Source organism: Streptomyces sp. NPDC021622 (genome assembly GCF_040640795.1).
Classification (GTDB): Bacteria; Actinomycetota; Actinomycetes; order Streptomycetales; family Streptomycetaceae; genus Streptomyces.
Genome location: NZ_JBFACK010000025.1, coordinates 21182 through 44864, shown reverse-complemented (window position 1 = coordinate 44864; position 23683 = coordinate 21182). Strand labels below are relative to the sequence as shown.

The window sequence follows — 23683 nt, the reverse complement described above, 5'->3', positions numbered from 1 at the left end:
ACGCCGACCGGGCCAATCGCGCCGCCCGCGCCGTCGGCGGCACTGCCGTCATACGCGCCGCCCCCGCCGCCCGAGTTGCCCGGATGACGCAAAAGCCCCGGATCCTGCCGCAGGATCGCCTCGTGGAGTGCCGTCACCTCCGGCCCCGGATCCAGGCCCAGTTCATCAGCGAGCTGCTCCCGCAGTTCCGCGTACGAGGCGAGTGCCTCGCTCTGGCGGCCCGTCAGGTACAGGGCCCGCATCTGGACCGCGCGCAGCCGTTCCCGCAGCGGATGCCGGGCCACCCGGTCGGTCAGTTCCCCGACCAGCAGGGTGTGGTCACCCGATGCCAGGCGCGCCTCGGCCTGTTCCTCGATCACACCCAGGCGCTGTTCCGCGAGGCGGTGCGCAGCGGCGCGTACGAACTCCTCGTCGGCGAAGTCCGCGTACGCGGGCCCGCGCCACAACTCCAGTGCCCGGGTGAGCAGTCCGGAGCGCAGGAGCGGATCGTCCGTCGTCCGGGCCTCGGCCACCAGGTCCCGGAAGCGGTGCGCGTCGACCTCGTCCCCGGCAGCGTCGACGCGCAGCCGGTAGCCGGGTGTCTGGCGCACGACACGGTCGCCGCCCAGCGCCCTGCGCAGCTGGGACACCTTGGACTGCAGGGCGTTGGCGGGACGGCCCGGCGGCTGCTCTCCCCAGAGGTCGTCGATGAGCCGGTCGGCCGAGACCGGCCGCCCCTCATGTACGAGAAGATCGGCGAGGAGCGCCCTGACCTTCGCCTCGGGAACCCTGACCGGTTCCCCCTCGTCGTCCCACACCGTCAGTGGACCGAGCACCCCGAACCGCATACGCGCCACCGTACACAGCGCACGTCGGACGATGATCAGCGGACCGTCGGCGGAGGGCCGGACGACCGTCAGCGGAGGGCCGGACGACCATCAGCGGACCGTCAGCTCTTCCGAAGCGGGCACCGGCACAGTCGTCCCAGACGGCGACGGAGAACAGTCGGCCGCAGACACCGCAAAGGTTGGTACCGCCATGTCCCGCTTGTTCGAAACCACTCAGCTCGGCACTCTGGACCTCCCCAACCGGCTTGTGATGGCGCCGATGACGCGCAACCGCGCCGACGCCGACGGCGTCCCGCAGGCGATCATGGCCACCTACTACGCACAGCGCGCCTCCGCCGGGCTGATCATCGCCGAGGCCGCCACGCCCAACGCGGTCGGCCAGACCTACCCGAACATCACGGCGATCCACAGCGATGCGCACGTCGCCGGGTGGCGCCAGGTCACCGACGCCGTGCACGCCGCGGGCGGCCGGATGTTCCTGCAATTGCAGCACGGCGGCCGGGTCGGCCACCCCGACACCAGCGGTCTGACGCCGGTCGCGCCGTCGGCCGTGCCGCTGCCGGACACGATCTTCACCCCGAGCGGGCACCAGCCGGCCGCCGTGCCACGCGAGATGACCCTCGACGAGATCGCCTCCACCGTGGCGGACTTCGCCGCGGCCGCCCGCCGCGCCGTCGACACCGGCTTCGCGGGAGTGGAGGTGCACGCCGCCAACGGCTACCTCCTCCACCAGTTCCTGGCGAAGGGCACCAACCGCCGCACCGACGCCTACGGCGGCCCGGTCGCCGGCCGCATCCGCTTCGTCGTGGAGGTCGTCGAGGCCGTCGCCGCCGAGATCGGCCCCGAGCGTGTCGGCGTCCGCATCGCTCCGGGCCTGACCGTCAACGGCATCGACGAGGGCGACACCGAGGACATCTACCCGGCGCTCGTCGACGCCCTGGCGGACATGGGCGGCCTCGCCTACCTGCACGTCGTCTTCGCCGACCCGGAGCAGGCCGTCTTCCAGGAGATCCGCAAGAACTGGCCGGGCGCGCTCATCGCCAACCCGGTGCTCGGCTGGGGAGGTCCGCTGCCCGCCGACGGCGGACGGGCGGCGGGCGAGCGGCTCCTCGCCGCGGGCGCCGACCTGATCTCGCTCGGCCGCGCCTTCCTCGCCAACCCCGACCTGGTCGAGCGGATGCGCATCGGGGCGCCGCTCAACCCCGTACGCGAGAAGGGGCTGATGTACACGGGCGGTGAGGCCGGGTACACCGACTACCCGGTGCTCGCCGAGGCTCAGGTGCCTGTGCTGTCCGCACCTTGAGCGGGCAGCACGCGGGCGCGCTTCGCCTTGCTCGCCCGGCGTCCCGCGACCGGTACGTCGAGCGGGCGGGCCAGGCCCACCACGCCTTCGTCGAGGCGCTGCAGATGGCGCAGGACGCGGTAGGTCACCGTGCCCGAGCGCAGCGCGCCGGAGCCGTCGGCCTCCAGCATGGAGGCGATGCTGGCGCCGGCCCTGACCTCGCCCTCCGCCTTGTCGTCGTCCACGTACGCGGTGATGACGTCGAGGTTGTGGGCGATGTGCCGGCCGGCCTTGGCCAGGCGTGGATCGGCCGCGACGGTCTTGCTGTACGGCACGAGTTCGGCGGTCGCCGCCAGCGAACGGGCGTGGTACGCGCAGGTCTCCAGGAGCGCCACCAGATAGCGGGCGGTCCTGCGGCGGCCGCGCAGCGGGGTGATCGGATGGGTCAGCGGCTGGATGGAGGCGCGCAGATCGTCGAGCGCGGTGTCCAAGTCGCGCGCCCTGTCGAGGAGATCGGCCGCGGGCCCGCCGCTCAGCTGCTCCACCGAGGCGGACACCACGTCGGCGAGCCGGGCGAGGACCGTGCCGAGCAGCTCGTCGGTGCGGCGGTCGGTGTGCACCGGCAGGACGAGGACGGCGGCGATGATGCCGCAGGCCGCGCCGAGCGCCGTCTCCTCGATGCGCAGCCAGAGCACGGAGAGGCTGTAGGTGTTCAAGAGGGTGTAGAGCAGGCCCAGCATCGCCGTGACGAAGAAGGACATGAGCGCGTACGACAGGGGAGCGGTGAAGAACATCGCGAAGATGAAGAGCAGTACGAGGCCGAAGGCGAGCCAGGTGTGGCCGCCGACGAGCCCCGCGAGGGCCACACCGGCGACCACTCCGAGGACCGTACCGAGCAGCCGCCGGTAGCCCTTGACGAGGATCTCGCCCGTCGAGGCGGTGTTGAGGAACACCACCCAGCAGGTGAGCACCGCCCAGTACCAGCGCTCGGTGGAGAGGAACTCGCCGCCGATGATGGCGAGCGTCGATCCCACGGCCACCTGGAAGGCCGCCCTGGTGGTGGGGCGCCGGAGGCCGGCCTGCTCGTCCTGCGGCTCCACGTCCTGCTCGACACCGGCGATCGCGATGTCCTCGGCGTCGAACTCCTCGCGGGAACGGGTCGTCGCCGGAGAGTCGTCGGACTCGTCCTGCGGCCCGTCCAGGGCGAGCCGCAGCCCCAGCACGGCGCGGGCGGACTCACCGATGCCGCGGAAGACGTCCTGGACGGCGATCGAGGCCCGCGGCAGATTGTCCTCGTCGCGGTAGCCGAGCAGCCTGTTGCGTACGTGTGCCAGGGCCGTGCCCCGGTCGGCGGAGACCGGCCTGGACACCAGCAGGTGCAGCGCCCGCAGGTCCCGGCGCAGGGTGAGCGTCGCGTCGTCCTCGGGGTGGATCCGGGTGCCGGTCTCCGGTACGGGCGCGTGCGGCAGATGCAGGGTGAGGGTGTCCGCGCGTTCGGCGCTGCGTGCGTTCAGGAGGAGGACGCCGAGACGTTCGGCGGCGATCTCCGCGTCCGCGACACGGCGTTGCACCAGGGCCGCGGTCGCCGCGTCCGGTGTGCCCTCCTCCAGGCGGCCCTGGATCATCAGGGCCGTCTCGTGCAGCCGGGCGGTGCCACGGCGCAGCTCGTCGAGGACCTTCTCCAGCTGCTCGGGGGTGGCGTCCAGGAGCTCGATCTGGGTGGCCACCAACTGCGCGAGCCGCGCCCGGAAGGCGACCCGGAGCCGGCCGAGGTCACGTTCGGGCGACTCCGGCACGACGGCGAAACGGACGACGGCGCCGCACACGAAGGCGACGGTCAGGGCCAGATACAGCTCGGGCAGCGCCGCCACGGTCGCGCCCACGAACAGCGAGACGAAGTAGACCTGGAAGCCGATCAGGCCCAGGGCCGTGCCACGGTCGCCGAAACGGCGGCTGTAGACGGCGCCGAAGATCAGCGCCACGAAGAACACGTCACCCGCGATGACCTGGTCGTGCAGGAGCGCCGCGAGGGATATCGCCGCCAGCGAGACGGGCAGGCCGAGCGCGAGCGTGACCGCCTGGTCGCGTACCTCCTTCTCCTTGATGGCGAAGGTGGCGACCATGGCCGTCATGGCGCCCGCGACCATGTGCGTGACGTCCGTGCCGAACAGGGCGAGCACGACGAGCGTCAGGGCGATCGCCGCGACCGTCCGGAGCCCCGCCATCAGCCGCAGCAGTCCCGGGTCCGATGCCACGAAGCGGTCCCATGTGCCGGTCCTGGTCCGCCGTGTCACTGCGCTCACACCCTCATCGCCGCTGTTCAGGCCGAGATTCTGTCACGGGAAGACGCAACCGGGGCTTGAGGGTTGGGGGCGTCTCGACCCGTAAGACGAGGGGCGGAAGCGGCGAAAGTCTCCGGAGCGACTTCAACGAAAGACTTGAAGTCATGAATCCGTCAGACAAGGAAATCCCCGGGGCACAGCTGTGCCCCGACACCGCTGACACCGCCGACAGCCTTGACGCGCGCCCGACCGCCGCGCGCCCCGCACCAGGACCACGCCGCTTGTGGACCCTCCTCGCCGTCAGCGCCGCCCAGCTCCTCGTCGTCCTCGACGGGACGATCGTGAACATCGCGCTGCCCTCCGCGCAGAGCGCCCTCGGCCTGTCCGACGCGAGCCGCCAGTGGGCCGTCACCGCGTACGCGCTCGCCTTCGGCGGGCTGCTCCTGATCGGCGGGCGGATCAGCGGGGCGCTCGGCCACCGGCGTACGTTCCTCATCGGACTGATCGGCTTCGCCGCCGCGTCCGCGCTCGGCGGGGCCGCCGCGAACCCCGAGATGCTGTTCGGGGCGAGGGCCCTGCAGGGGGCCTTCGCCGCGGTGCTCGCGCCCGCCGGGCTCTCGCTCCTGACGATCACCTTCTCCGAACCGGGGGAGCGGGGGCGGGCGTTCGGCGTGTTCGCCGCGGTGGGTGCCGCCGGATCGGCCGTCGGCCTGGTCGCCGGGGGACTGCTCACCGAGTACGCGAGCTGGCGCTGGTGCCTCTACGTCAATGTCCCCGTCGCGCTGTTCGCCGTACTCGGCGCTGCCTTCGTGCCGAGGGACCGGCCGGTGCGCGGGGCGGGCGGCCGGCTCGACGTGGCGGGCGCTCTGCTCAGCGCCGCGGGCTTCGCCGCGATCGTGTACGCCTTCAACGAGGCCGAGCCGCGCGGCTGGGACGCGCCGCTGGTCCTCACCCTCCTCGCGGTCGGCGTCCTGCTGCTCGTCGCGTTCGCGGCCGTGGAGGTCAGGGCGCCGCAGCCGCTGCTGCCGATGCGGGTGCTCCTGGACCGCGCGCGGGCCGGCGCGTTCGTCGCCATCACCCTGCTGTTCGTCGCGATGTTCGGCTTCTACCTCTTCATGAGCTACTACACGCAGACGGTCCTCGGCTATTCGCCGGTCCAGGCGGGCCTCACGCTGATCGTCAACGCCGTTGCCGCGCTGGTCGGCGCGACGCTCGTCGCCGGGCGGCTGCACGGACGCGTCGCACCCGCGGCGCTGATCCTTCCGGGGCTGCTCGCGGCGGCCGCCGGGATGTTCGTCCTGACCCGGCTCACCGCACAGAGCACGCACGTCCTGCCGGCGTATCTGCTGCCCGCGCTGGTCCTGGCGGGGCTCGGCCTGGGCTGTGTCATGCCGCCGACCGCGAGCCTGGCCACCGCGGGAATGCGCCCGCAGGACGTCGGGGCCGCGGCGGCCGCCTACAACGCGTCGCAGCAACTGGGAGCCGCACTCGGCACCGCCCTGCTCAACACCGTCGCGGCGAGCGCGGCCGCCGCCCACCTGGCGTCCCGGGCCGACGCCACGCCGATGGCCGCGTCGGTGCACGGCTACGCGGTGGCCCTGACCGTCGCGTTCGGCATCCTTCTCGCCGCGGCGTGCGTCACCGCACCGCTCATCGGCCGGGGGCGCCGGCCCGCAGTCCGTCCATGACGAGGTCGAGGAGGCGTCCGGCGCGCACCTGCCAGTCGCCGTGCGGGTCGAGCTGCCAGAGGCCCGCGATGGCGAGCATGAAATCGTCGGGGGTCACGCCGGGGCGGATCGTGCCCGCCTCCTCGTTCGCCCTCAGGAGGGCCTCGACGGCAGCGGACAGCGAACCCTTGCTCAGCCCGATCAGGGTGCCCTTCGCGAGGGTCGCCCTGCGCATCGCGTCCGCCAGACCGGCCTTGGCCATGGCGTACTGCGCGAGCCGGTCCATCCACTCCCGCAGCGCCTCGTCGGGGGCGCGGGTGTCGAGCAGCTGGCACGCCGTGTCGCAGACCTGCTGGACCTCGTAGCGGTAGACCTCGAGGACGAGTGCCTCGCGGTTGGGGAAGTTGCGGTAGAAGGTGCCCTGTCCGACGCCCGCCTTCTTCGCGATCGCGCTCAGCGGGGCGTCGGCCGATCGCGTCAGTTCCGCGAGGGCCACTTCCAGGATGCGCTCGCGATTCCGTTGCGCGTCCGAGCGCAGCGGTGCGTCCTTCTGCTCCCGCACTCGTCCTCCTCCCGGGAATCACGGCGTGGGTCAGCTCGTTGCAGCCCGTGCCGGCCTTGCTAAGCGGACAACTGTCCGCTAAATTCAATGCTTGCGGACAGCTGTCCACTTAGGCTCACCATACCGGCAGAATCAGTCGGCGGGGGATGGCCGGTCGCGATCGCGGCCGACCGCCTCTCGCCGCACTTCGACGGTGTCGCGTGCGGCACCCCTACGCACAGCGCCATCTCTTCCCGAACTCACCGTCGGGATCGCCTCGTTCCACGCTCCCGCTCTTGAGCGGCACTTGCTGAAGAAGCTGCACTTGCTGAAGAAGCTGACAGAAGCGAAAGAAGGCCGATCGTGGCTCCATCGACGTCCAGCGCCATCACTTTGAACATCAACGGCGAAAAGCACACGCTGCCCGTCGACCACCGCACCACCCTGCTCGACGCGCTGCGCGAGCGCCTCGATCTGACCGGCACCAAGAAGGGCTGTGACCAGGGCCAGTGCGGCGCCTGCACGGTCCTGATCGACGGCCGCAGGGCCGTCTCCTGTCTGCAGCTCGCGGTTGCCGCCGAAGGCCGGGTGATCACCACCATCGAAGGCGTCGCCGACGGCGAGCGACTGCACCCCGTGCAGCAGGCCTTCCTCGACCTCGACGGATTCCAGTGCGGTTACTGCACGCCGGGGCAGATCTGTTCGGCCATCGCGGTGATCGAGGAGCACGCCGCGGGCTGGCCGAGCGCGGCGACCGCCGACGTACGGCCCGATGCGGTCGTGCCGCAGCTGACCGCCGACGAGATCAGGGAGCGGATGAGCGGCAATCTCTGCCGCTGCGGCGCGTATGTGTCGATCGTGCAGGCGGTCGCCAAGGCGGCCGCGAACGAGACCGCGAACGAGACCGCGGGCAGTACGGAGGCTGTGGCATGAGGGAATTCGACTACCGGCGCGCGATCGACGTCCCCGGCGCGCTCGCGCTGCTCGGCGCCGACCCCGACGCGCGCGTCCTCGGCGGCGGCACCAACCTCGTCGACCTGATGAAGACGGGCGTGGAGCGGCCCGCCCTGCTCGTCGACGTGCGCGAGCTCCCCCTCGACCGGATCGAGGTCACCGACGACGGCGGCCTGCGGATCGGCGCGACCGTCACCAACAGCGACCTCGCCGCCCACCCCGAAGTGCGCCGCCGCTACCCGGCGTTGGCGCAGGCCGTGCTCGCCGGCGCGTCGGGACAGCTGCGCAACATGGCCACGGTCGGCGGGAACCTGCTCCAGCGCACCCGCTGCGGCTACTTCACCGATCTGTCGAAGCCGTGCAACAAGCGCGCCCCCGGCAGCGGTTGCCCCGCCATCGAGGGCGAGCACCACAACCACGCCATCCTCGGCGCCTCCGGACACTGCGTGGCCATCCATCCCTCGGACATGGGGGTGGCGCTCGCCGCCTTCGACGCCGTCGTGTCGTACGAAACGGCCGAGGGGACCGGCGAGTTGCCGCTCGCCGAGTTCTACCTCCCGGTGGGCGAGACACCCCACCTGGAGACCGCGCTGCCGACCGGCGCGCTGATCACCGGCATCACCCTGCCGCCCGCACCGGTCGCCACCGTCTCCCGCTACCGCAAGGTGCGCGAGCGCGCGTCGTACGCCTTCGCGATCGGCTCGATCGCCGCAGCGCTCGACGTCCAGGACGGTGTCGTACGCGAAGTGCGCATCGCCTTCGGAGCGGTGGCGTCCCGGCCGTGGCGGGCTCTGGAGGCCGAGCGTGTGCTGACCGGGGGCCCGGCGACCGCCGAGGCGTTCGCCGCCGCAGCGGACGCCGAACTTGCGGCCGCACAGACGCTGCCCCACAACGGCTACAAGGTGACGCTGCTGCGCAACCTCGTCGTCGCGATGCTGACCGAGCTCACTGAGGAGGCACCCCGATGAGGACGCCGACGACGCCGACCACGACCACCACATCCACCGGGGTGACGGGCGCCGTCGGCGCTTCGTACACCCGCGTGGAGGGCCGGGCCAAGGTCACCGGCGCCGCCCGGTACGCGGGAGAGATCCCCTTCGCCGAACTCGCCCACGGCTGGCTGGTGTTGTCCACGATCGCCCGCGGCCGGATCAGCTCGGTCGAGTCGGACGCCGTGCGCGAGATGCCCGGTGTCCTGTCGGTCCTGCACCACGGGAACGCGCCGCGCGTCGACGGTGACTACATCAGCATGCTCGGCCCGCCCGACCCGATCGTCGAGGTCTTCCAGCACGACCGGGTGCCGTTCGTCGGCTGGCCCGTGGCGCTGGTCGTCGCCGAGACCTCCGAGCAGGCGCGAGAGGCCGCCGAGGCGCTGGTGGTCAAGTACGAGGCGGAGCCGCACGACGTCGCGTTCTCCGCCGCACACCCCGACACGTACACCCCGGACGGCGACAACCACCAGATGGCGAAGGGCGACCTGGACGCCGAACTCGCCGCGTCCGCCCATGTCGTGGACGAGGAGTACAGCACACCCGAAGAGCACCACAGCTCCATGGAGCCGCACGCCGCGATGGCGCGCTGGGATGCCGGACGCCTCGAAGTCGTCGACTCCAACCAGGGCAGCACCTGGGTCGCCGACGAGCTGGCGAAGCTGTTCTCGCTCGACCCGGCTTCGGTACGGGTGCGGTCCGAGCACGTCGGCGGAGCCTTCGGTTCCAAGGGCGTACGCGTCCACCAGATCCTCGCCGTGATGGCGGCGACCGTGCTCGACCGCCCCGTCAGGGTCGTCCTCACCCGTCGCCAGCTGTTCTCGCTCACCGGCTACCGCAGCCCCACCGCCCAGCGCGTCCGGCTCGGCGCCGACGCCGACGGGCGGCTGCGCGCCGTCGGCCACCAGGCGCACAGCCTCACGTCGAAGGTGCATGAATTCGTCGAGGGGAGCGCCGGGTTCGGGCGTCCGATGTACGCCGCCGACGCCCACCACAGCGTCAACCGCGTCGTGCGGCTCGACGTGCCGACGCCCACCTTCATGCGCGCGCCCGGCGAGGCTCCCGGATCGTTCGCCCTGGAGTCCGCGATCGACGAACTCGCCGAGCGGACCGGCCTGGACCCGATCGCGCTGCGGGCGCGCAACGAACCGGACGTCGGCCCCGTCTCCGGGCTGCCGTTCGGCTCCCGCAATCTCGTGTCCTGCTTCGATGAGGGGGCCCGCAGGTTCGGCTGGGCGGACCGGGACCCGCGCCCCGGCCTGCGGCGCGAAGGCCGCTGGCTGATCGGCACCGGCACGGCGGCGGCCACCTTCCCGGTGCTCGCGATGCCGTCCACGGCGGCCGTGACCGCGGAGGCCGACGGCACCTTCACGGTGCGGATCACCGCGTCGGACGTCGGTACGGGGGCGCGGACCGCGCTGACCCTGATCGCCGCCGAGGCCCTCGAAGTGGCGCAGGACCGCGTCCATGTGCGCATCGGCGACAGCGACTTCGGCCCGGCGGCGATCTCCGGCGGCTCGATGGGCACCCGCTCCTGGGGCTGGGCGGTCACGGCCGCGGTGCGTGAGCTGCGGGAGCAACTGGCCCTGGGCGGCGACATCCCGCCGCAGGGGATCACCGTGCGATCCGACACCAGTGAGTACGTCTTCGCGCTCGCGCAGAAGGAACGGCACTCCTACGGGGCGCAGTTCGCCGAGGTCGCCGTGGACGTGACCACCGGCGAGGTGCGCGTACGGCGGATGCTCGGGATCTTCGCGGCGGGCCGCATCGTCAACCCGCTGACCGCACGCAGCCAGCTCGTCGGCGGCATGATCTGGGGCCTGTCCATGGCGCTGCACGAGGAGGCGGTCAGGGACCAGGCGACGGGCGGCCATGTCGGCGCCGACTTCGCGGGCTACCACTTCGCCGCCAACGCGGATGTGCCGGACATCGAGGCGGACTGGGTGGACGACCCGGACGCGGACGACCCCGTCGGCATCAAGGGCATCGGCGAGATCGGCATCGTGGGCGCCGCCGCGGCGATCGCCAACGCGGTCTGGCACGCGACCGGCGTACGCCATCGTGCGCTGCCGATCCGCCCCGACCGCGTCCTGGACGCGGCAGGAGTCCGGGATGCTTGACATCGCCGCCGAGCTCGACCGATGGGTGCGGGAGGGCCGGGCGTTCGCCGTCGCCACCGTCGTGGCGGTGGGCGGCAGCGCCCCGCGCCCGCCCGGCGCCGCCATGGCCGTCGACAGCGAGGGCACCGCCATCGGTTCGGTCTCCGGGGGCTGTGTGGAAGGGGCCGTGTACGACCTGTGCGTGCAGGCCCTGGAAGACGGCACGGCGGTGCGCGAGCGCTTCGGCTACAGCGATGAGGACGCCTTCGCCGTGGGCCTGACCTGCGGCGGGGTCATCGAGGTCCTGGTCACGCCGGTGACCGCGGATGCGCCCGTCAGGGCCGTGTTCGCGGCGGCCCTCTCGGCCGCCGCGAACGGCGAGGCGGCGGCGATCGCCCGCGTGGCGGAGGGCCCTGCCGAACTCCTTGGCAGGCCCCTGCTGGTGCGCGCCGACGGATCGTACGAAAGCGGCCTGGCCGGGCACCCGGAGCTCGACCGCACGGTGGCGGGGGAGACCCGCGCGATGCTGGACGCGGGCCGCACCGGCGAGTTCGGCGTCTCGGAGGACGGCTCGCGCTGCGGCGCGCCCCTGACACTGTTCGTCGAGTCGAGCGTGCCGCCGCCCCGCATGATCGTCTTCGGAGCGGTCGATTTCGCCGCGGCCCTGGTGCGCACCGGCAAGTTCCTCGGCTACGAGGTGACGGTGTGCGACGCCCGTCCGGTCTTCGCCACCCGGGCCCGCTTCCCCGAGGCCGACGAGGTCGTCGTCGACTGGCCGCACCGCTATCTGCGGGGCACCAGGACGGACGCCCGCACGGTCCTGTGCGTGCTGACGCACGACGCCAAGTTCGACATCCCGCTCCTGGAGGCGGCGCTGCGCATGCCGGTGGCGTTCGTCGGCGCCATGGGCTCGCGCCGCACCCACGAGGACCGCAACCGGCGACTGCGCGAAGTGGGCGTAACCGAAGGGGAGTTGGCACGGCTGCGGTCCCCGATCGGCCTGGACATCGGAGCCCGTACGCCGGAGGAGACGGCCCTGTCCATCGCGGCCGAGATCGTCGCCACCCGCCGCGGCGGCACGGGCATGCCGCTGACCGGATCGGGCACGCCGATCCACCACGACGGGGAGGACGGCTCGGGCGGGGCGCACGCGGCGGCGTGACGCGGCCGGGAGCCTCGGCTCCCGGCCGCAGCCGGCCGCTAGCCCTTGAGGCCGATCGCCGCGCAGGCCGCCTTGTACGCGGGTGTGCAGATCTCCGACGTCTTGTAGATGCCGTCCGCGATGACCGTGGACTTGATGGTGTCCTGGGTCAGCGGGCGGACCGACACCAGGAGGGACGGGATGTCCTTCGTGGTGGCGTTGTCGGACTGGTCGCCGGCCAGGGCATCGAACTCGACCATGCGGCCCTGGGCGATCCTGACCGCCATCTGCGCGGCGCCCACCGCCTCCTCGGGGTACGACTTGTAGACGCTCATGTACTGCTCGCCCGCGACGACGCGCTGCACGGCCGGCAGCTCCGCGTCCTGGCCGGTGACCGGCGGGAGCTCGGTGAGGCCCGCTGCCTTCAGGGCCTTGATGATGCCGCCCGCCATGCCGTCGTTGGCGGAGTAGACGCCCGCGATGTTGTCCTTGCCGAGCGCGGTGATCGCGTCGGTCATATGGGCGCGCGCCGTCTCCGGCTTCCAGCCCTCGGTGTCGTACGACTTGGCGACGTCCAGCTGGTTGTTGAGCTGGGAGAGCGCGCCCTCCTTGAAGACGGCGGCGTTCGGGTCGGTCGGCGAACCGTTGATCATGACGATCTTGCTGTTCTTGCTGGCCCGGCTCCCGAGCGCCTTGATGAGCCCCTGGCCCTGGACCTGGCCCACCAGCTCGTTGTCGAAGGCCACGTAACCCGAGACGGGCCCCTCGGCGAGCCGGTCGTAGGCGATCACGGGGATGTCCGCGTCCTTCGCCTTCTTGACAGCCGGGGCGATCTTCTTCGCGTCCACGGCACTGACCAGCACCACGTCGACCTTGTCGGCGACCATCTTGGCGAGCTGGCGGCTCTGCTTGGCGGCGTCCTGGTCGGCGTTGGCGTAGACGACCTTGCCCTTGCCGTTGGTGAGCTTCTTGACCTGCTTCTCGATGATGGGGTGGTCGAACTTCTCGTAGCGAGCCGTCTCTGATTCGGGCAGCAGCAGGCCGACGGTGACGTCGTCGCCCTTCCTGTCGTCCTTGGTTCCTTCGTCGCTGTCGAGCAGGCCACATGCGGCGAGCGAGAGGGCGAGCACGCCCACGGTCACGACGACGGTGGCTTCACGTCTACGGGATTTCATTCGTCCACTTCCTAGACCTGACCGCTTCCATGCGGTCCGAGGTGGCTGAAAGCCAACCCGGCGACCCTCCTGACGTCAAGGAGTCAAGTGATAACGAGATGACAATGGCACCATGTGTTTCAGAGTTGAACTGTTCTGGATATGCCGGACCTGTGGGTGGCGAGGGGCAGGCGGCGGCTCGGCGCGGCGGGTGACGCCGACGGGCGAGCCGATCGGGCCGCAGGGTCCTCCGTGGCGTGTGTGACCCCTCCGGCAGGGCGGTTCTCCCCGCATTTCTCGTTCTCGCGGGAGAAATATTTAGCGTCTGACCGTGCCCTGAAGCTCATGCCGTGCTACTGTTGATCGAAGTTGCAGTTGTGGTTCCCATAAGACTTCAAGTGCCTTAGGTGGATCTGATCCGCCGGGCACTTTTGTATTTCCGGTGCAGTTTTCCGGACGGGGCAATCAACGTGGCGACGCCGGGGTTCGCACAGTGTGGACTCCGGGCTTTGCCCCGAAGGAGATTTTAGTATGGCTAACGGCACCGTGAAGTGGTTCAACTCGGAAAAGGGCTTCGGCTTCATCGAGCAGGAGGGTGGCGGCCCGGACGTCTTCGCCCACTACTCGAACATCGCCACCCAGGGCTTCCGTGAGCTCCAGGAAGGTCAGAAGGTGACCTTCGACGTCACGCAGGGCCAGAAGGGCCCGCAGGCGGAGAACATCCTCCCCGCCTGACGCTGACGCGTTGACACGAGGCTGGTGCCCGCACCTCACGGTGCGGGCACCAGCTCGTTGCTGTTTACAGAGTTTTTCTTTTATTCGGCTCGTGCTTGCAATTCGTTCGGCTGGGTTTCGCCGAGAATTCCTCGATGCGTGCCATATCGAGGAAGGTTCTCCTTGAACCGTTCAGGTCGTACGAACGATCGCTATTCCGGCAAGTCCAACCCCCGTGGTTTCGCCGCGCAGCGTTCTCGTGGCGCAGGCGGCCGTCCCGGTGGTGGGCAGAGCCGCCGCCCCGCCGCACTGCAGGGTGAGTTTGCGCTCCCCGTCACCGTCACCCCGGGTCTGCCCGCCGTCGAGGCCTTCGGCGAGCTCGACATGCCGGAAATTCTTCTGAAGACGCTGACCGGCCTCGGCGTGACCGAGCCGTTCCCGATCCAGGCCGCCACGCTGCCGAACGCGCTCGCCGGACGGGACGTACTGGGCCGTGGCCGCACCGGATCCGGCAAGACCCTCGCCTTCGGCCTGCCGCTCCTGGCCCGCACCGCCGGGCAGCGCGCCGACTCGAAGCAGCCGCTGGCCCTGGTCCTCGTGCCGACCCGCGAGCTCGCCCAGCAGGTCACCGAGGCGCTCACCCCGTACGCGAGGGCGCTGAAGCTGCGTATCGCCACCGTGGTCGGCGGCATGTCGATCGGCAGGCAGGCCGGCGCGCTGCGGAGCGGTGCCGAGGTGCTCGTCGCGACGCCGGGCCGCCTGAAGGATCTCATCGAGCGCCGGGACTGCCGCCTCGACCGGGTGGCCGTCACCGTCCTCGACGAAGCCGACCAGATGGCCGACATGGGCTTCATGCCCCAGGTCACCGAACTGCTCGACCAGGTGCGGCCCAACGGCCAGCGGATGCTGTTCTCGGCCACCCTCGACCGCAACGTCGACCTCCTGGTCCGCCGCTACCTCCAGGACCCGGTCGTCCACTCCGTCGACCCGTCGGCGGGCGCGGTCACCACGATGCGCCACCACGAGCTGCATGTGCACGGCGCCGACAAGACCGCCGCCGCCACCGAGATCGCGGCCCGCGACGGCCGCGTGATCATGTTCCTGGACACCAAGCACGCCGTCGACCAGTTCACCCGGCATCTGCTGGGCAGTGGCGTACGCGCGGCCGCGCTGCACGGCGGCAAGTCGCAGCCGCAGCGCACCCGCACCCTCGCCCAGTTCAAGACCGGCGACGTCACGGTCCTGGTGGCGACGAACGTCGCGGCCCGTGGCATCCACGTCGACAACCTCGACCTGGTGGTCAACGTCGACCCGCCAAGCGATCACAAGGACTATCTGCACCGCGGCGGCCGCACCGCCCGCGCCGGCGAGTCCGGCAGCGTGGTGACCCTCGTCCTGCCCAACCAGAAGCGCGACATGAGCCGCCTGATGGCCGCTGCCGGGATCAGGCCGCAGATCACCCAAGTCCGCTCCGGCGAGGCGGAGTTGAGCCGTATCACCGGCGCGAAGGCGCCCTCCGGCATCCCCATCAGCGGCGCCGCGCCCACCACTGAGCGCCCCAAGCGGGGCGGCGCCCCCTTCCGCGGGATGGGCACCCGTCCGGGGCGGGCCACCGGCGGCTCCCGGCGGACGGCCGAGTCCCGTGAGCTGGCCGAGGCCCGCAAGGCTGCGCGGGTGCGGCGCAGCGCCTGACGGCTGACGCCTGATGCTTGACCTGTGCCGTTCTTGACCTTCGGGTCAAGAACGGTCTACAGTCATGATCATGGGAAGGCCGAAGCAGTTCGATCCGGACGCCGCCGTCGAGCAGGCCATGGACGTGTTCTGGCGCAAGGGGTACGCCGCCACCACGCCGCAGGACCTCGTCGACGCGCTCGGTATCGGCAAGGGCAGTCTCTACAACACCTTCGGCAGCAAGCACGCCCTGTTCGAGCGGGCGCTGCGCCGCTACCGCGACAGCCAGGCCCTGGCCCTCATCGAGATGCTCGAGGAGTCGGGGCCCGTCAAGGAGCGGTTGCGCGCGGCGCTCTGGCTCCTCGTCGACATGGACCTCGCCGACCCGGACCGCCGTGGCTGCATGGCGGTGAACGCCGCGGCCGAGCTGGCTGGGGTGGACGAGGTGGCGACCGAACTGGTGCGGCGGATGTTCGACCGCACCGAAGAGGCGTTCCAGGCGCTGATCGAGAAGGGGCAGCGGGCGGGGGAGATCGACCCCGCGCGCGATGCCCGGGGTGCCGGGAGTCTGCTCCTGACGACGGTCGTCGGCCTGCGGCTCATGGCCCGCGTCGCCGAGGGGCCGGACCGCCTTTCCCGGGTGATCGACGCGACGGTCGACGCGCTCTGACGTACTCGCCCTGACGTACTCGCCCTGACGTACTCGCCCTGATGGTCGTCCATCCCTCTGCCCGCATTTTGTACTCGTAGTTCAAGAACTGTCCGAACTCCACTCAACTCCACCCAAGGACCGGGGAAACCATGCAGCTCGACCTGAACTCCAAGACCGCCGTCGTCACCGGCGCGAGCCGCGGCATCGGCCTGGCCACCGTCAAGTCGCTGATCGACGAAGGCGTACGCGTCGTGGGCGCCGCCCGCACCATCACCCCCGAACTCAAGGAGACCGGCGCCTTCGCGGTCTCCGCCGACCTCAGCACCGCCGAGGGAGTGGCCACCCTCATGGACGCCGCCTTCGCCGAACTCGGCGGCATCGACCTGCTGGTGAACAACGTCGGCGCCGGTGACGCGGTGGAGCCGGTCGGCTTCCTCGACACCGGTGACGCGCAGTGGCAGGGCATCTTCGACCTGAACCTGCTCAGCGCGGTCCGCGTCACCCGTACCGCGCTGCCCAGCCTGATCGAGCGGCGCGGCGCGATCGTCAACGTTTCGTCCATCAACTCCCGGCTCCCCGCGGCTGGTCCCGTCGCCTACAGCGCCGCCAAAGCGGCGCTCACCGCCCTCGGCAAGTCACTGGCCGAGGAGTTCGGACCGAAGGGCGTACGCGTCAACACGGTCTCGCCCGGCGTGGTGCGCACCGCCATCTGGGAGGATCCCGAGGGCTTCGGCGGCAAGGTGGCCGCCGGTGCCGGGGCCGAGCACGGCGCGTTCCTCGCACGGATCCCCGACGCGTTCGGCATCACGACCGGGCGGATCACCGAAGCGCGGGAAGTGGCGTCCCTGATCACGTTCTTGCTCTCCGACGTGGCCGGGAACATCACGGGTGCCGACCACGTCATCGACGGCGGCACGGTCAAGACGATCTGACGCGACGGCGCTACCAGTCTGCGTCACTCCGGCTGTACGTTCCCCAACTCGGCCCGGGTCCTTGCACCTTGGGCGAGCAGCCACCGTACGACGTCGTCGGCGTCCTGGGTGCGGGCGATGTCCAGGGGCGTCATGTCGTCGTAGCCGATCCAGTCGAGGTCCGCCCCTTGCTGGAACAGGCGTTGTGCGGTGGGGAGTTGGCCGCCGTGGCAGGCGCCCCAGAAGGCGCTGGTGATCGCCGGGCCGGTGGGCGGTTCGGGTGCGGTGAGGAAGGCCTCGACCTGGTCGAGCAGGCCGAGCGTCGCCGCATCCTGGAGGTCCGCGCGGGCGCCGTGCTCCAGCAGACGGCGGGCCGCGCGCCACTGGCCGAAGCCGCGGGCGTCGGCGAGCGGGGTGCCGCCGCCGATGACGGCGCCGGTGGCCTCGATGTCGGCGCCCGCGGCGATCAGCGCGTCCAGGGCGATGACGTCGTCGTTGCTCGCGGCCCAGTGGAGCGGCGTCTCGGCATGGGAGCCGACGAACCGGGCACTGGGGTCGGCGCCCGCCGTGGCGAGGGCGGCGATGATCTCCGGGGCCTGTGGGTAGCGCCCCGGCCAGTCGGTCGCGATGTGCAGCAGGCTCCGGCCGCCCGCGGCGGGACCTTCCGTGGTGATGGTGCCGGAGGCCAGACCGGGGTGATCGGCGAGGAGTCGGCGAAGCGCCTGGACGTCGCCCTTGCGGATCGCCTCGGTCGCCGTGATGGCAAGCGGGTCAAGGGAGTTGAGATTCTTCACGAGGGGGTCGGCCTCCTGTTCGGGCGCTCTCGGATGCCCTCGGGCGGTCTGGTCCAGACCTATTGACGGCAGGTCTGGACCACTTTACGGTGTGGCGCACCGCACCACGTACGTCTCCAGGCGTCTCCAGGCATCACTGTCCAGGAGGTCAGCGTGTCACCCAGAACCTCTCGCCGCCCCCAGGTTTCCCAGACCGCGCTCCGCGCGCCGTCCCGGCTGTTCGCGGTCGGCCTGGCGATGGTCGTCGCCGTGTCGACGCTCGTCGGTGCCGCGCCGGGCCCGTCGCAGGACAGTGGCACCGCCCAGGATCGCCGCACCGCCCAGGACGAGACTTGCGCGGTCAAGTCGAAGCCCGCCGGAAAGGTGCTCCAGGGCTACTGGGAGAACTGGGACGGCGCCGCCAACGGAGTGCATCCGCCGTTCGGCTGGACCCCGATCACCGACACCCGCATCCGCGACCACGGCTACAACGTCATCAACGCCGCGTTCCCCGTGATCCGTTCGGACGGCACCGTCCTGTGGGAGGACGGCATGGACTCGACGGTGAAGGTCGCCACGCCCGCCGAGATGTGCCAGGCCAAGGCGGACGGCGCCACGATCCTGATGTCGATCGGCGGCGCGACGGCCGGTATCGACCTCAGTTCGAGCACGGTCGCCGACCGTTTCGTCGAGACCGTGGTGCCCATCCTGAAGAAGTACAACTTCGACGGTATCGACATCGACATCGAGACCGGCCTGGTCGGCAGCGGAAACATCACCAATCTGTCCGCCTCGCAGGCCAACCTCATCCGCATCATCGACGGTGTACTCGCGCAGATGCCCGCCAACTTCGGCCTGACGATGGCGCCCGAGACGGCGTACGTCACCGGAGGCAGCGTGACGTACGGCTCCATTTGGGGCGCCTACCTCCCCATCGTGAAGAAGTACGCGGACAACGGCCGCCTCTGGTGGCTCAACATGCAGTACTACAACGGCAGCATGTACGGCTGCTCCGGCGACTCATACTCCGCCGGAACCGTCGAAGGCTTCACCGCCCAGACGGACTGCCTGAACAAGGGCCTGGTCGTCCAGGGCACCACGATCAAGGTCCCCTACGACAAACAGGTCCCTGGCCTGCCCGCCCAACCGGGCGCGGGCGGCGGCTATATGGGCCCGAACCTGGTGGCCCAGGCGTGGAACCACTACGGCGGGGCGCTGAAGGGCCTGATGACGTGGTCCATCAACTGGGACGGGTCCAAGAGGTGGACGTTCGGGGACAATGTGAAAGGGCTTCCGTGGCGTAGTTCGCTGAACTAGGCAAACTTGCATGTCAGTTGGGGTCGTGCCCTCCGGGGTGCGGCCCCCATTCTGTGCCCGTGCTGGATAGGTGCTGGATGGGGTGTGCTTCGCCGAACAGTCAAGCCGAAGAAAGCGTTCGGTTGGACGTGGGGACATCGCCGTGGATCGTGTCGGATGGGCTCTGGGACCGGCTGGAGCCGTTGCTGCCACAGCGTGAGCGCAGGTTCCGGTATCCCGGCCGCAAGGCATTGCCGAACCGTGAGGTGCTGTGCGGGTCTTGTACGGTGCCCACGGGCATTCACGGTAGTGGCGGGCCGGGGCGCGGACAGCCGATCGGTGAAAGCCGCGGGCCCGGTGCTTAGGGGGTTCGGCGCGCGCCCGGCCCGGGTTTGCACCCTGCTTGCGAGGGCACCCCGTACGGCGGCGATGCCGAGGAGGAGTCATGGGCCTGGTGAAGGCGGCAGCGATAGTGCTGGACTGCGCGAACCCCGAGGAACTGGCCGAGTTCTACAAGGCGTTCCTGGGGGCGGAGGAGTGCCCCGGCGCCACCAGCAACCGACTCGACGTGGGGACCGAGACGGGCATTCGGATCGGCTTCCGCCGTGATCTGAATGCCACGCCGTCCAGCTGGCCACGCCCCGAGGACTCCTACCAGTCCCATCTCGACTTCCTGGTCGAGGCGGACGACCTGGACCAGGTGGAACGTGACCTGGTCGGGCTCGGCGCGACGCCGATGGAGTCGTCGGGGCGCGGCGGGCCCAATGAGGCGCGGACGTACTTCGATCCGGCGGGCCACTCCTTCACCGTGCGCTCGTCGCTGCGGCATGGGCCGAAGACGGACTGAGCCGCCGGGGCCCGGCTTGTCGACGGGCAGGTCGGGATGTCAGGGCGTCAACGGGCTCGTAGCGGCGTACGCACTCGACGCAGTCCCACATCCAGGCCGGCGGGATCGGCCACTGGTTCTCGGGCCCGGCGACAGGCTGAGCCTTCACGGATGGGCGGCCAGAACCCTTCAGTTGGCCACTGAGCGTTCGAGCCGGCCAGTCAAGCGCGGTGTTCTCGAAGGTCGGCCATCTCGTCGGAGCGACGTTCCACACTCCGGGCCGCAGCGCGCCCAAGCACCCGATCAGGGTGCTTCCATCGCCGCGCGCGCCGCTTCGACGAACCGCCCAAGGCACCGGAGGTATGCCCGCTGTATCTCGTCGAAGCGGGCGCGCGCGTCCGCGTCACCGCAGGTGATGCGCCACAGGCACCGGTTGACCTGCTGCGCCGCGTCCAAGACGCCCTGTGCCGCTTCAGCCGTGGGGGGCGGCCCTTCCAGAGTGACGACACGGACACTGTGCATGAGAGGGTCGTAGGCTTCGCGCAACTCTGAACGCAGTTCCTCGAAGCGCGTCAGCTGCTGGTCCGGGTCGGCGACCTGGATGAAGGCGTCCATGACCCTCCGGTACAACTCACCGATGACGTGAGCGTGTTCCATCAGCTCCAGGTACGCGGCCCGTCTCAACTCCCGTACCCGGCCCCGGTGCTCGGCCTGCGCCGAAGCCTCGGCCTGGACCTGGGCGGCCCGCACGTTCCCGAGATTGGTCACCCAGCTCGCGAGCACGGCCGTACCGCCGGTGAAAGCCGCGACCCACACCGCGATGTCCCCCACGCCGAGCAGTGTCGGTGAGACGCCGGCCCATGTCGAGGACGCCTTGCGGACCTGTCCGGCGGATCCTGGCCAACTGAAGGGTTCTGGCCGCCCTTCCGTGATGGCTCAGCCTGTCGCCGGGCCCGACAGCGTCGACGACGGCGTTCCATGCTGTTCAGATATCGGTCGGCGGCGGCCCGGCGTGGACGCGGGCCGCCCTTCTGGCGTAGTCGTCACGGAAGAGCGGTCAGAACCTCGGAAGGCAACGGCACCCAAGACCAGACAAGAGACTCTCGGGGCTGCTCTGACATGGGAGGAGTCGACTACGCAGCGGGACCAGTCCCGGCGCGAGGCCGCATTCAGTTCGGCCGGCAGGACCTCGTGCGGCCGCTGCCACACGCCGGCCTCGTTCCAGTCCCGCAGACGGCGCCAGCACGTCATGCCCGACCCGAACCCCAACTCTTGCGGCAGGTACTACCACTGGATTCCGGTGTGCAGTACGTACACCCCGCACAGCACCTCACGGTTCGGCAATGCCTTGCGGCCGGGACACCGGAACCTGCGCTCACGCTGTGGCAGCAACGTCTCCAGCCGGTCCCAGAGCCCATCCGACACGATCCACGGCGATGTCCCCACGTCCAACCGAACGCTCAACTCCAGTCCCGGACATGGCCATCAGGACCGATCCACCTCATTGTGTTAGCCGTTGTAAGGCCTGCTGGCGAGTTCCCGACGTGCGGCGGGGTGACCCCGACTCGGGCCCGTCACAGCTGCTGCTGTGGTGCGGGGTCTTGCTCATGGTCAGCGGAGCCAGCTGCGCGGCCTGGGCCATCTCGCCGAACCTCCGCAAGGAGCGGCGGGGCCCGGAACCTTGTAGGAGGCTGTGACACGGCCTGGTCACCACAGTGTGGGCTCGCACTCCGCACCAGGGTTGCCGGGGGAGCCCGGGAGGTACTGGCGCTGCGGTCAGGTCGGCCCAGGTCTCGTACTCGTCGGCCATCGTGAGGAAGAGCAGGGCGGTTGCGAAGGCGTCGTAGGTCGCCCGGTGTCGCTGAGCGGGTGCGGCCGTCAGGTCGAGGTGGGTGTGTTCGATGAGGGCGTCCAGGGAGTGTGTCGGCGCCTCTGGGTAAGTGGTGCGGGACAGGCGCAGTGTGTCGATCACTCCGGTCGGCTGCCAGCCGCGTAGGTGGTCGGTGAGTGCGCGGTAGTCCACGTGCGCGTTGTGGGCGCAGAGCCAGGCATCTGCGAGGAACTCACGTACGCTGTCGCGGACTTCGGGCCAGGTGGGGTACCTCGCCAGGTGGTCGTTGGTCAGGCCGTGCGCCTAGGTGACCAGCACCCACGTGAAGGCACGGGTACGTGCCGCGCTGGCTGCCACCGTCTGCTCGTCCCGGCTGCTTTGTCCGCGGGGTGACAGTGCACGGACTTTGGCGATGCACTGGTCGAGCTTGAGGCGGTGGAGTCGAACGAACTAGACATGCCGGCCGAGCTGTTGGTCGGCCCCGCCCAGTGGGCGCATTTCGCCGAAATGGCTACGCGCGTCGAGGCCGCCACCGCCGCCCCCGATCCGAACCCGCCCGCCCCACGGTTCGCCAACCTCTCCGAAGTCCGCGCCCACCTCGCCGACCTGGCGGTGCGTCTCGTGCCCGACATCCAAGGGACCCGTTCCGGGCGCATCCGGCACAAGGAGCGCAGCCGTGCGGAGTACGCGGGGCAACTCGCGACCAACCCAACCCTGGAACTCACCCCCAGCCGCCGACTGGCGATCCACGGCTCGGCGGGCAACGGCTGGCACGTGGTGGCGCCCGGCTCCGCCAACGCAATCGTGTCCTGGGGTGTGAAGTCACGTCGGCACGACCACGACCACGACCGCGGTCGAGGGCAGCGGCACCGGACCGGTCAGCCGGCGAACGCTGCCCGGAAGTACGGGCGTGTGAGGTGAAGCACAGTGATCACGCGTGGGCTCGAAACGGTCAGAAGACGGAGCGTGAGAAGAGTGAAACGGGCACGGCCGCCACGTGGTGCTCCGCGCCTCGGACACGGAGTGTGGTGCGTCAGATACTCAGGAGTCAGATGTCGCGGACGCGAACTGCGGCGATTGATGCCAGGTAGTGGAGGTGTCGGGCATTCGCGGTGGCATATACGTGGGCGCGTTTACCGCACCGGGTAAGGCGCTCCGAGTGCCACTTGAGAAGTGTGGTTCTGCTTCCGCTTGCCACAAAAAGAGAGTCTGGTGCGGGCTACACCCGCTCGGATACTGTTGGCCAGGCGAGGGGTCAGAGGTATCGCGTTTGATCCGGCCGTGCCCCCCTCGTCCGCAGACTGAATCGGTCTTCTCGGAGCGCCGCTCCTGCGGTCCTCCGTATCGATCCCGGCGACTGTTCGGGGCCTATATATAGGGGGGATGGGCATCCGCCGGTCGCGACGCAAGGCCCGGCACTCGCAGGCGTGTCGCCTTGGCTAATACGCGAAGACCAAGGGGTGCCGTTCCTGCACCCGAACGTAATTCACTGTGTTCCTGAACGGGTTATGTCGCTCCGCACCTCTCGACTGATGCGTGGCGAACCCCGACCATCGCGGAATTCGAACCCGGCCTGCGCCTCGTGGAGTCGGCCGGGGGTTAGTGCGCCGCTCTTCGTGCGCCCCGCGCCCGTATCCGCGCCCGTCCCCTCGCCATCGTTGCGCACCACTCGGCCAATGGAGTCTTGAGCGGTGTGACAGGCGTCGCCCCTGCAGGACGGCGCGACCACCCCCCCTGTGGCCAGGGCTTCCCTGGCTCCGCCCCCACCCACGGCTCGGTCAACGAGCTGGTTTCAGCCCCCTATTCATTCGGCGCTTCAGCGCGGTGACGCATGGGGGGCCGGATTTTAACGGGATCCGTATGGCCGGAACGTGACGGTCGAATGGCGGGTTATTGATGAACGGGTGCCGTCGCAATTCCGTCCGCCCGCGTGTGAGCCACCCCTGCGCGATGGGGCAAAAGGCGCTGCACGATAGGGCAGGAGCCGCTTGGCGACAGGACGGGGAGGCGGGCCCGCTGCTCTCCTGGCCGCGCCGATAGCCAGGTAAATTTTGGAAGTCCGTCCGGTAAATC

Annotated in this window: 20 protein-coding genes and 2 pseudogenes; 14 read left to right on the top strand and 8 right to left on the bottom strand. The window is 70.3% G+C overall.

Features of this window, described 5'->3' with window-relative positions; all coding sequences use genetic code 11:
- Window positions 1-827 (bottom strand): AfsR/SARP family transcriptional regulator (locus tag AB0G47_RS37015; RefSeq protein ID WP_360779229.1); only part of this gene is annotated, 827 nt, incomplete at its 3' end.
- 190 nt (window positions 828-1017) lie between these two features.
- Here AB0G47_RS37015 and AB0G47_RS37010 point away from each other — a divergent pair.
- Window positions 1018-2130, top strand: a complete 1113-nt coding sequence (locus tag AB0G47_RS37010; protein ID WP_360779227.1) for an alkene reductase — start codon at window positions 1018-1020, stop codon at window positions 2128-2130.
- Here the strand turns inward: AB0G47_RS37010 and AB0G47_RS37005 are convergent.
- Window positions 2103-4334, bottom strand: a complete 2232-nt coding sequence (locus AB0G47_RS37005; RefSeq protein WP_360779438.1) for an FUSC family protein — start codon at window positions 4332-4334, stop codon at window positions 2103-2105. The two genes, AB0G47_RS37010 and AB0G47_RS37005, sit on opposite strands and share 28 nt — an antisense overlap.
- Before the next feature lie 221 nt (window positions 4335-4555).
- Here AB0G47_RS37005 and AB0G47_RS37000 point away from each other — a divergent pair, with 221 nt between their 5' ends.
- Window positions 4556-6079 (top strand): MFS transporter, encoded by a 1524-nt coding sequence (locus AB0G47_RS37000; protein WP_360779224.1) that lies wholly within the window; start codon window positions 4556-4558, stop codon window positions 6077-6079.
- Here AB0G47_RS37000 and AB0G47_RS36995 read toward each other — a convergent pair.
- Window positions 6042-6620 carry a TetR/AcrR family transcriptional regulator gene (locus AB0G47_RS36995; protein WP_360779222.1) on the bottom strand — a complete coding sequence of 193 codons (579 nt, stop codon included), beginning with the start codon at window positions 6618-6620 and terminating at the stop codon, window positions 6042-6044. The two genes, AB0G47_RS37000 and AB0G47_RS36995, sit on opposite strands and share 38 nt — an antisense overlap.
- Before the next feature lie 342 nt (window positions 6621-6962).
- Here AB0G47_RS36995 and AB0G47_RS36990 point away from each other — a divergent pair, with 342 nt between their 5' ends.
- Genes AB0G47_RS36990 through AB0G47_RS36975 form a run of 4 tightly spaced genes read left to right on the top strand, consistent with a single transcriptional unit; the run spans window position 6963 to window position 11803 of the window.
- A complete protein-coding gene (locus AB0G47_RS36990; RefSeq protein WP_360779219.1) occupies window positions 6963-7532 on the top strand; it encodes a 2Fe-2S iron-sulfur cluster-binding protein in 570 nt (189 codons plus the stop codon).
- On the top strand, window positions 7529-8521 hold the full coding sequence (locus AB0G47_RS36985) for a xanthine dehydrogenase family protein subunit M (protein ID WP_360779216.1): 993 nt from the start codon (window positions 7529-7531) through the stop codon (window positions 8519-8521). The genes AB0G47_RS36990 and AB0G47_RS36985 overlap by 4 nt, the downstream gene beginning before the upstream one ends.
- Window positions 8518-10662, top strand: coding sequence for a xanthine dehydrogenase family protein molybdopterin-binding subunit (locus AB0G47_RS36980; protein WP_360779213.1), 2145 nt, complete (start codon window positions 8518-8520; stop codon window positions 10660-10662). Before AB0G47_RS36985 ends, AB0G47_RS36980 begins: the two co-directional genes overlap by 4 nt.
- Window positions 10655-11803 (top strand): XdhC/CoxI family protein, encoded by a 1149-nt coding sequence (locus tag AB0G47_RS36975; RefSeq protein ID WP_360779210.1) that lies wholly within the window; start codon window positions 10655-10657, stop codon window positions 11801-11803. The genes AB0G47_RS36980 and AB0G47_RS36975 overlap by 8 nt, the downstream gene beginning before the upstream one ends.
- A gap of 38 nt (window positions 11804-11841) precedes the next feature.
- Here AB0G47_RS36975 and AB0G47_RS36970 read toward each other — a convergent pair whose 3' ends face one another.
- Window positions 11842-12957: a substrate-binding domain-containing protein gene (locus tag AB0G47_RS36970; RefSeq protein WP_360779209.1), complete on the bottom strand. Its 1116-nt coding sequence runs from the start codon at window positions 12955-12957 to the stop codon at window positions 11842-11844.
- 510 nt (window positions 12958-13467) lie between these two features.
- On the opposite strand from AB0G47_RS36970, the gene AB0G47_RS36965 reads away from it, so the two are divergent.
- The 4 genes from AB0G47_RS36965 to AB0G47_RS36950 all read left to right on the top strand — a co-directional run bounded on the left by AB0G47_RS36965 (window position 13468) and on the right by AB0G47_RS36950 (window position 16905).
- Window positions 13468-13671 (top strand): cold-shock protein, encoded by a 204-nt coding sequence (locus AB0G47_RS36965; protein ID WP_150210372.1) that lies wholly within the window; start codon window positions 13468-13470, stop codon window positions 13669-13671.
- 162 nt (window positions 13672-13833) lie between these two features.
- Window positions 13834-15342 carry a DEAD/DEAH box helicase gene (locus AB0G47_RS36960; RefSeq protein WP_360779206.1) on the top strand — a complete coding sequence of 503 codons (1509 nt, stop codon included), beginning with the start codon at window positions 13834-13836 and terminating at the stop codon, window positions 15340-15342.
- A gap of 70 nt (window positions 15343-15412) precedes the next feature.
- On the top strand, window positions 15413-15991 hold the full coding sequence (locus AB0G47_RS36955) for a TetR/AcrR family transcriptional regulator (RefSeq protein ID WP_360779203.1): 579 nt from the start codon (window positions 15413-15415) through the stop codon (window positions 15989-15991).
- A gap of 131 nt (window positions 15992-16122) precedes the next feature.
- Complete coding sequence (locus AB0G47_RS36950) at window positions 16123-16905, top strand: oxidoreductase (protein WP_360779200.1); 783 nt, start codon at window positions 16123-16125, stop codon at window positions 16903-16905.
- Between the two features lie 23 nt (window positions 16906-16928).
- On the opposite strand, the gene AB0G47_RS36945 is transcribed toward AB0G47_RS36950, so the two are convergent.
- Window positions 16929-17678, bottom strand: a complete 750-nt coding sequence (locus AB0G47_RS36945; RefSeq protein ID WP_360779197.1) for an ankyrin repeat domain-containing protein — start codon at window positions 17676-17678, stop codon at window positions 16929-16931.
- 237 nt (window positions 17679-17915) lie between these two features.
- On the opposite strand from AB0G47_RS36945, the gene AB0G47_RS36940 reads away from it, so the two are divergent.
- The 3 genes and pseudogenes from AB0G47_RS36940 (at window position 17916) to AB0G47_RS36930 (ending at window position 19800) form a co-directional block, all read left to right on the top strand.
- Window positions 17916-18974, top strand: coding sequence for a chitinase (locus AB0G47_RS36940; protein WP_360779435.1), 1059 nt, complete (start codon window positions 17916-17918; stop codon window positions 18972-18974).
- 77 nt (window positions 18975-19051) lie between these two features.
- Window positions 19052-19231: pseudogene (locus AB0G47_RS36935) on the top strand (IS5/IS1182 family transposase); the annotation flags it as partial.
- A gap of 167 nt (window positions 19232-19398) precedes the next feature.
- A complete protein-coding gene (locus AB0G47_RS36930) occupies window positions 19399-19800 on the top strand; it encodes a VOC family protein (RefSeq protein ID WP_360779195.1) in 402 nt (133 codons plus the stop codon).
- A 282-nt stretch (window positions 19801-20082) separates the two neighbouring features.
- Here AB0G47_RS36930 and AB0G47_RS36925 read toward each other — a convergent pair whose 3' ends face one another.
- The 3 genes and pseudogenes from AB0G47_RS36925 to AB0G47_RS36915 all read right to left on the bottom strand — a co-directional run bounded on the left by AB0G47_RS36925 (window position 20083) and on the right by AB0G47_RS36915 (window position 21889).
- Entirely contained in the window at window positions 20083-20610 is a 528-nt protein-coding gene (locus AB0G47_RS36925) for a hypothetical protein (RefSeq protein ID WP_360779193.1), read from the bottom strand.
- A gap of 279 nt (window positions 20611-20889) precedes the next feature.
- A pseudogene (locus AB0G47_RS36920) lies at window positions 20890-21225 on the bottom strand (transposase); the annotation flags it as partial.
- Window positions 21226-21280: 55 nt separating this feature from the next.
- The gene (locus AB0G47_RS36915) at window positions 21281-21889 is read right to left on the bottom strand and encodes a 3'-5' exonuclease (RefSeq protein WP_360779432.1); all 609 of its coding nucleotides are present in this window, start codon (window positions 21887-21889) and stop codon (window positions 21281-21283) included.
- 177 nt (window positions 21890-22066) lie between these two features.
- Here AB0G47_RS36915 and AB0G47_RS36910 point away from each other — a divergent pair, with 177 nt between their 5' ends.
- Window positions 22067-22531, top strand: a complete 465-nt coding sequence (locus AB0G47_RS36910; protein ID WP_360779191.1) for a hypothetical protein — start codon at window positions 22067-22069, stop codon at window positions 22529-22531.
- The last annotated feature ends 1152 nt before the right edge of the window (window positions 22532-23683 follow it).

What these genes read in the sequence shown, in the direction of transcription:
- AB0G47_RS37010 (WP_360779227.1), top strand. Translation starts at nt 1,018, where the DNA reads ATGTCCCGCTTGTTCGAAACCACTCAGCTCGGCACTCTGGACCTCCCC.
- AB0G47_RS37005 (WP_360779438.1), bottom strand. Translation starts at nt 4,334, where the DNA reads ATGGCGGGGCTCCGGACGGTCGCGGCGATCGCCCTGACGCTCGTCGTG.
- AB0G47_RS37000 (WP_360779224.1), top strand. Translation starts at nt 4,556, where the DNA reads ATGAATCCGTCAGACAAGGAAATCCCCGGGGCACAGCTGTGCCCCGAC.
- AB0G47_RS36985 (WP_360779216.1), top strand. Translation starts at nt 7,529, where the DNA reads ATGAGGGAATTCGACTACCGGCGCGCGATCGACGTCCCCGGCGCGCTC.
- AB0G47_RS36980 (WP_360779213.1), top strand. Translation starts at nt 8,518, where the DNA reads ATGAGGACGCCGACGACGCCGACCACGACCACCACATCCACCGGGGTG.
- AB0G47_RS36975 (WP_360779210.1), top strand. Translation starts at nt 10,655, where the DNA reads ATGCTTGACATCGCCGCCGAGCTCGACCGATGGGTGCGGGAGGGCCGG.
- AB0G47_RS36970 (WP_360779209.1), bottom strand. Translation starts at nt 12,957, where the DNA reads ATGAAATCCCGTAGACGTGAAGCCACCGTCGTCGTGACCGTGGGCGTG.
- AB0G47_RS36965 (WP_150210372.1), top strand. Translation starts at nt 13,468, where the DNA reads ATGGCTAACGGCACCGTGAAGTGGTTCAACTCGGAAAAGGGCTTCGGC.
- AB0G47_RS36955 (WP_360779203.1), top strand. Translation starts at nt 15,413, where the DNA reads ATGGGAAGGCCGAAGCAGTTCGATCCGGACGCCGCCGTCGAGCAGGCC.
- AB0G47_RS36950 (WP_360779200.1), top strand. Translation starts at nt 16,123, where the DNA reads ATGCAGCTCGACCTGAACTCCAAGACCGCCGTCGTCACCGGCGCGAGC.
- AB0G47_RS36940 (WP_360779435.1), top strand. Translation starts at nt 17,916, where the DNA reads ATGGTCGTCGCCGTGTCGACGCTCGTCGGTGCCGCGCCGGGCCCGTCG.
- AB0G47_RS36930 (WP_360779195.1), top strand. Translation starts at nt 19,399, where the DNA reads ATGGGCCTGGTGAAGGCGGCAGCGATAGTGCTGGACTGCGCGAACCCC.
- AB0G47_RS36910 (WP_360779191.1), top strand. Translation starts at nt 22,067, where the DNA reads ATGCCGGCCGAGCTGTTGGTCGGCCCCGCCCAGTGGGCGCATTTCGCC.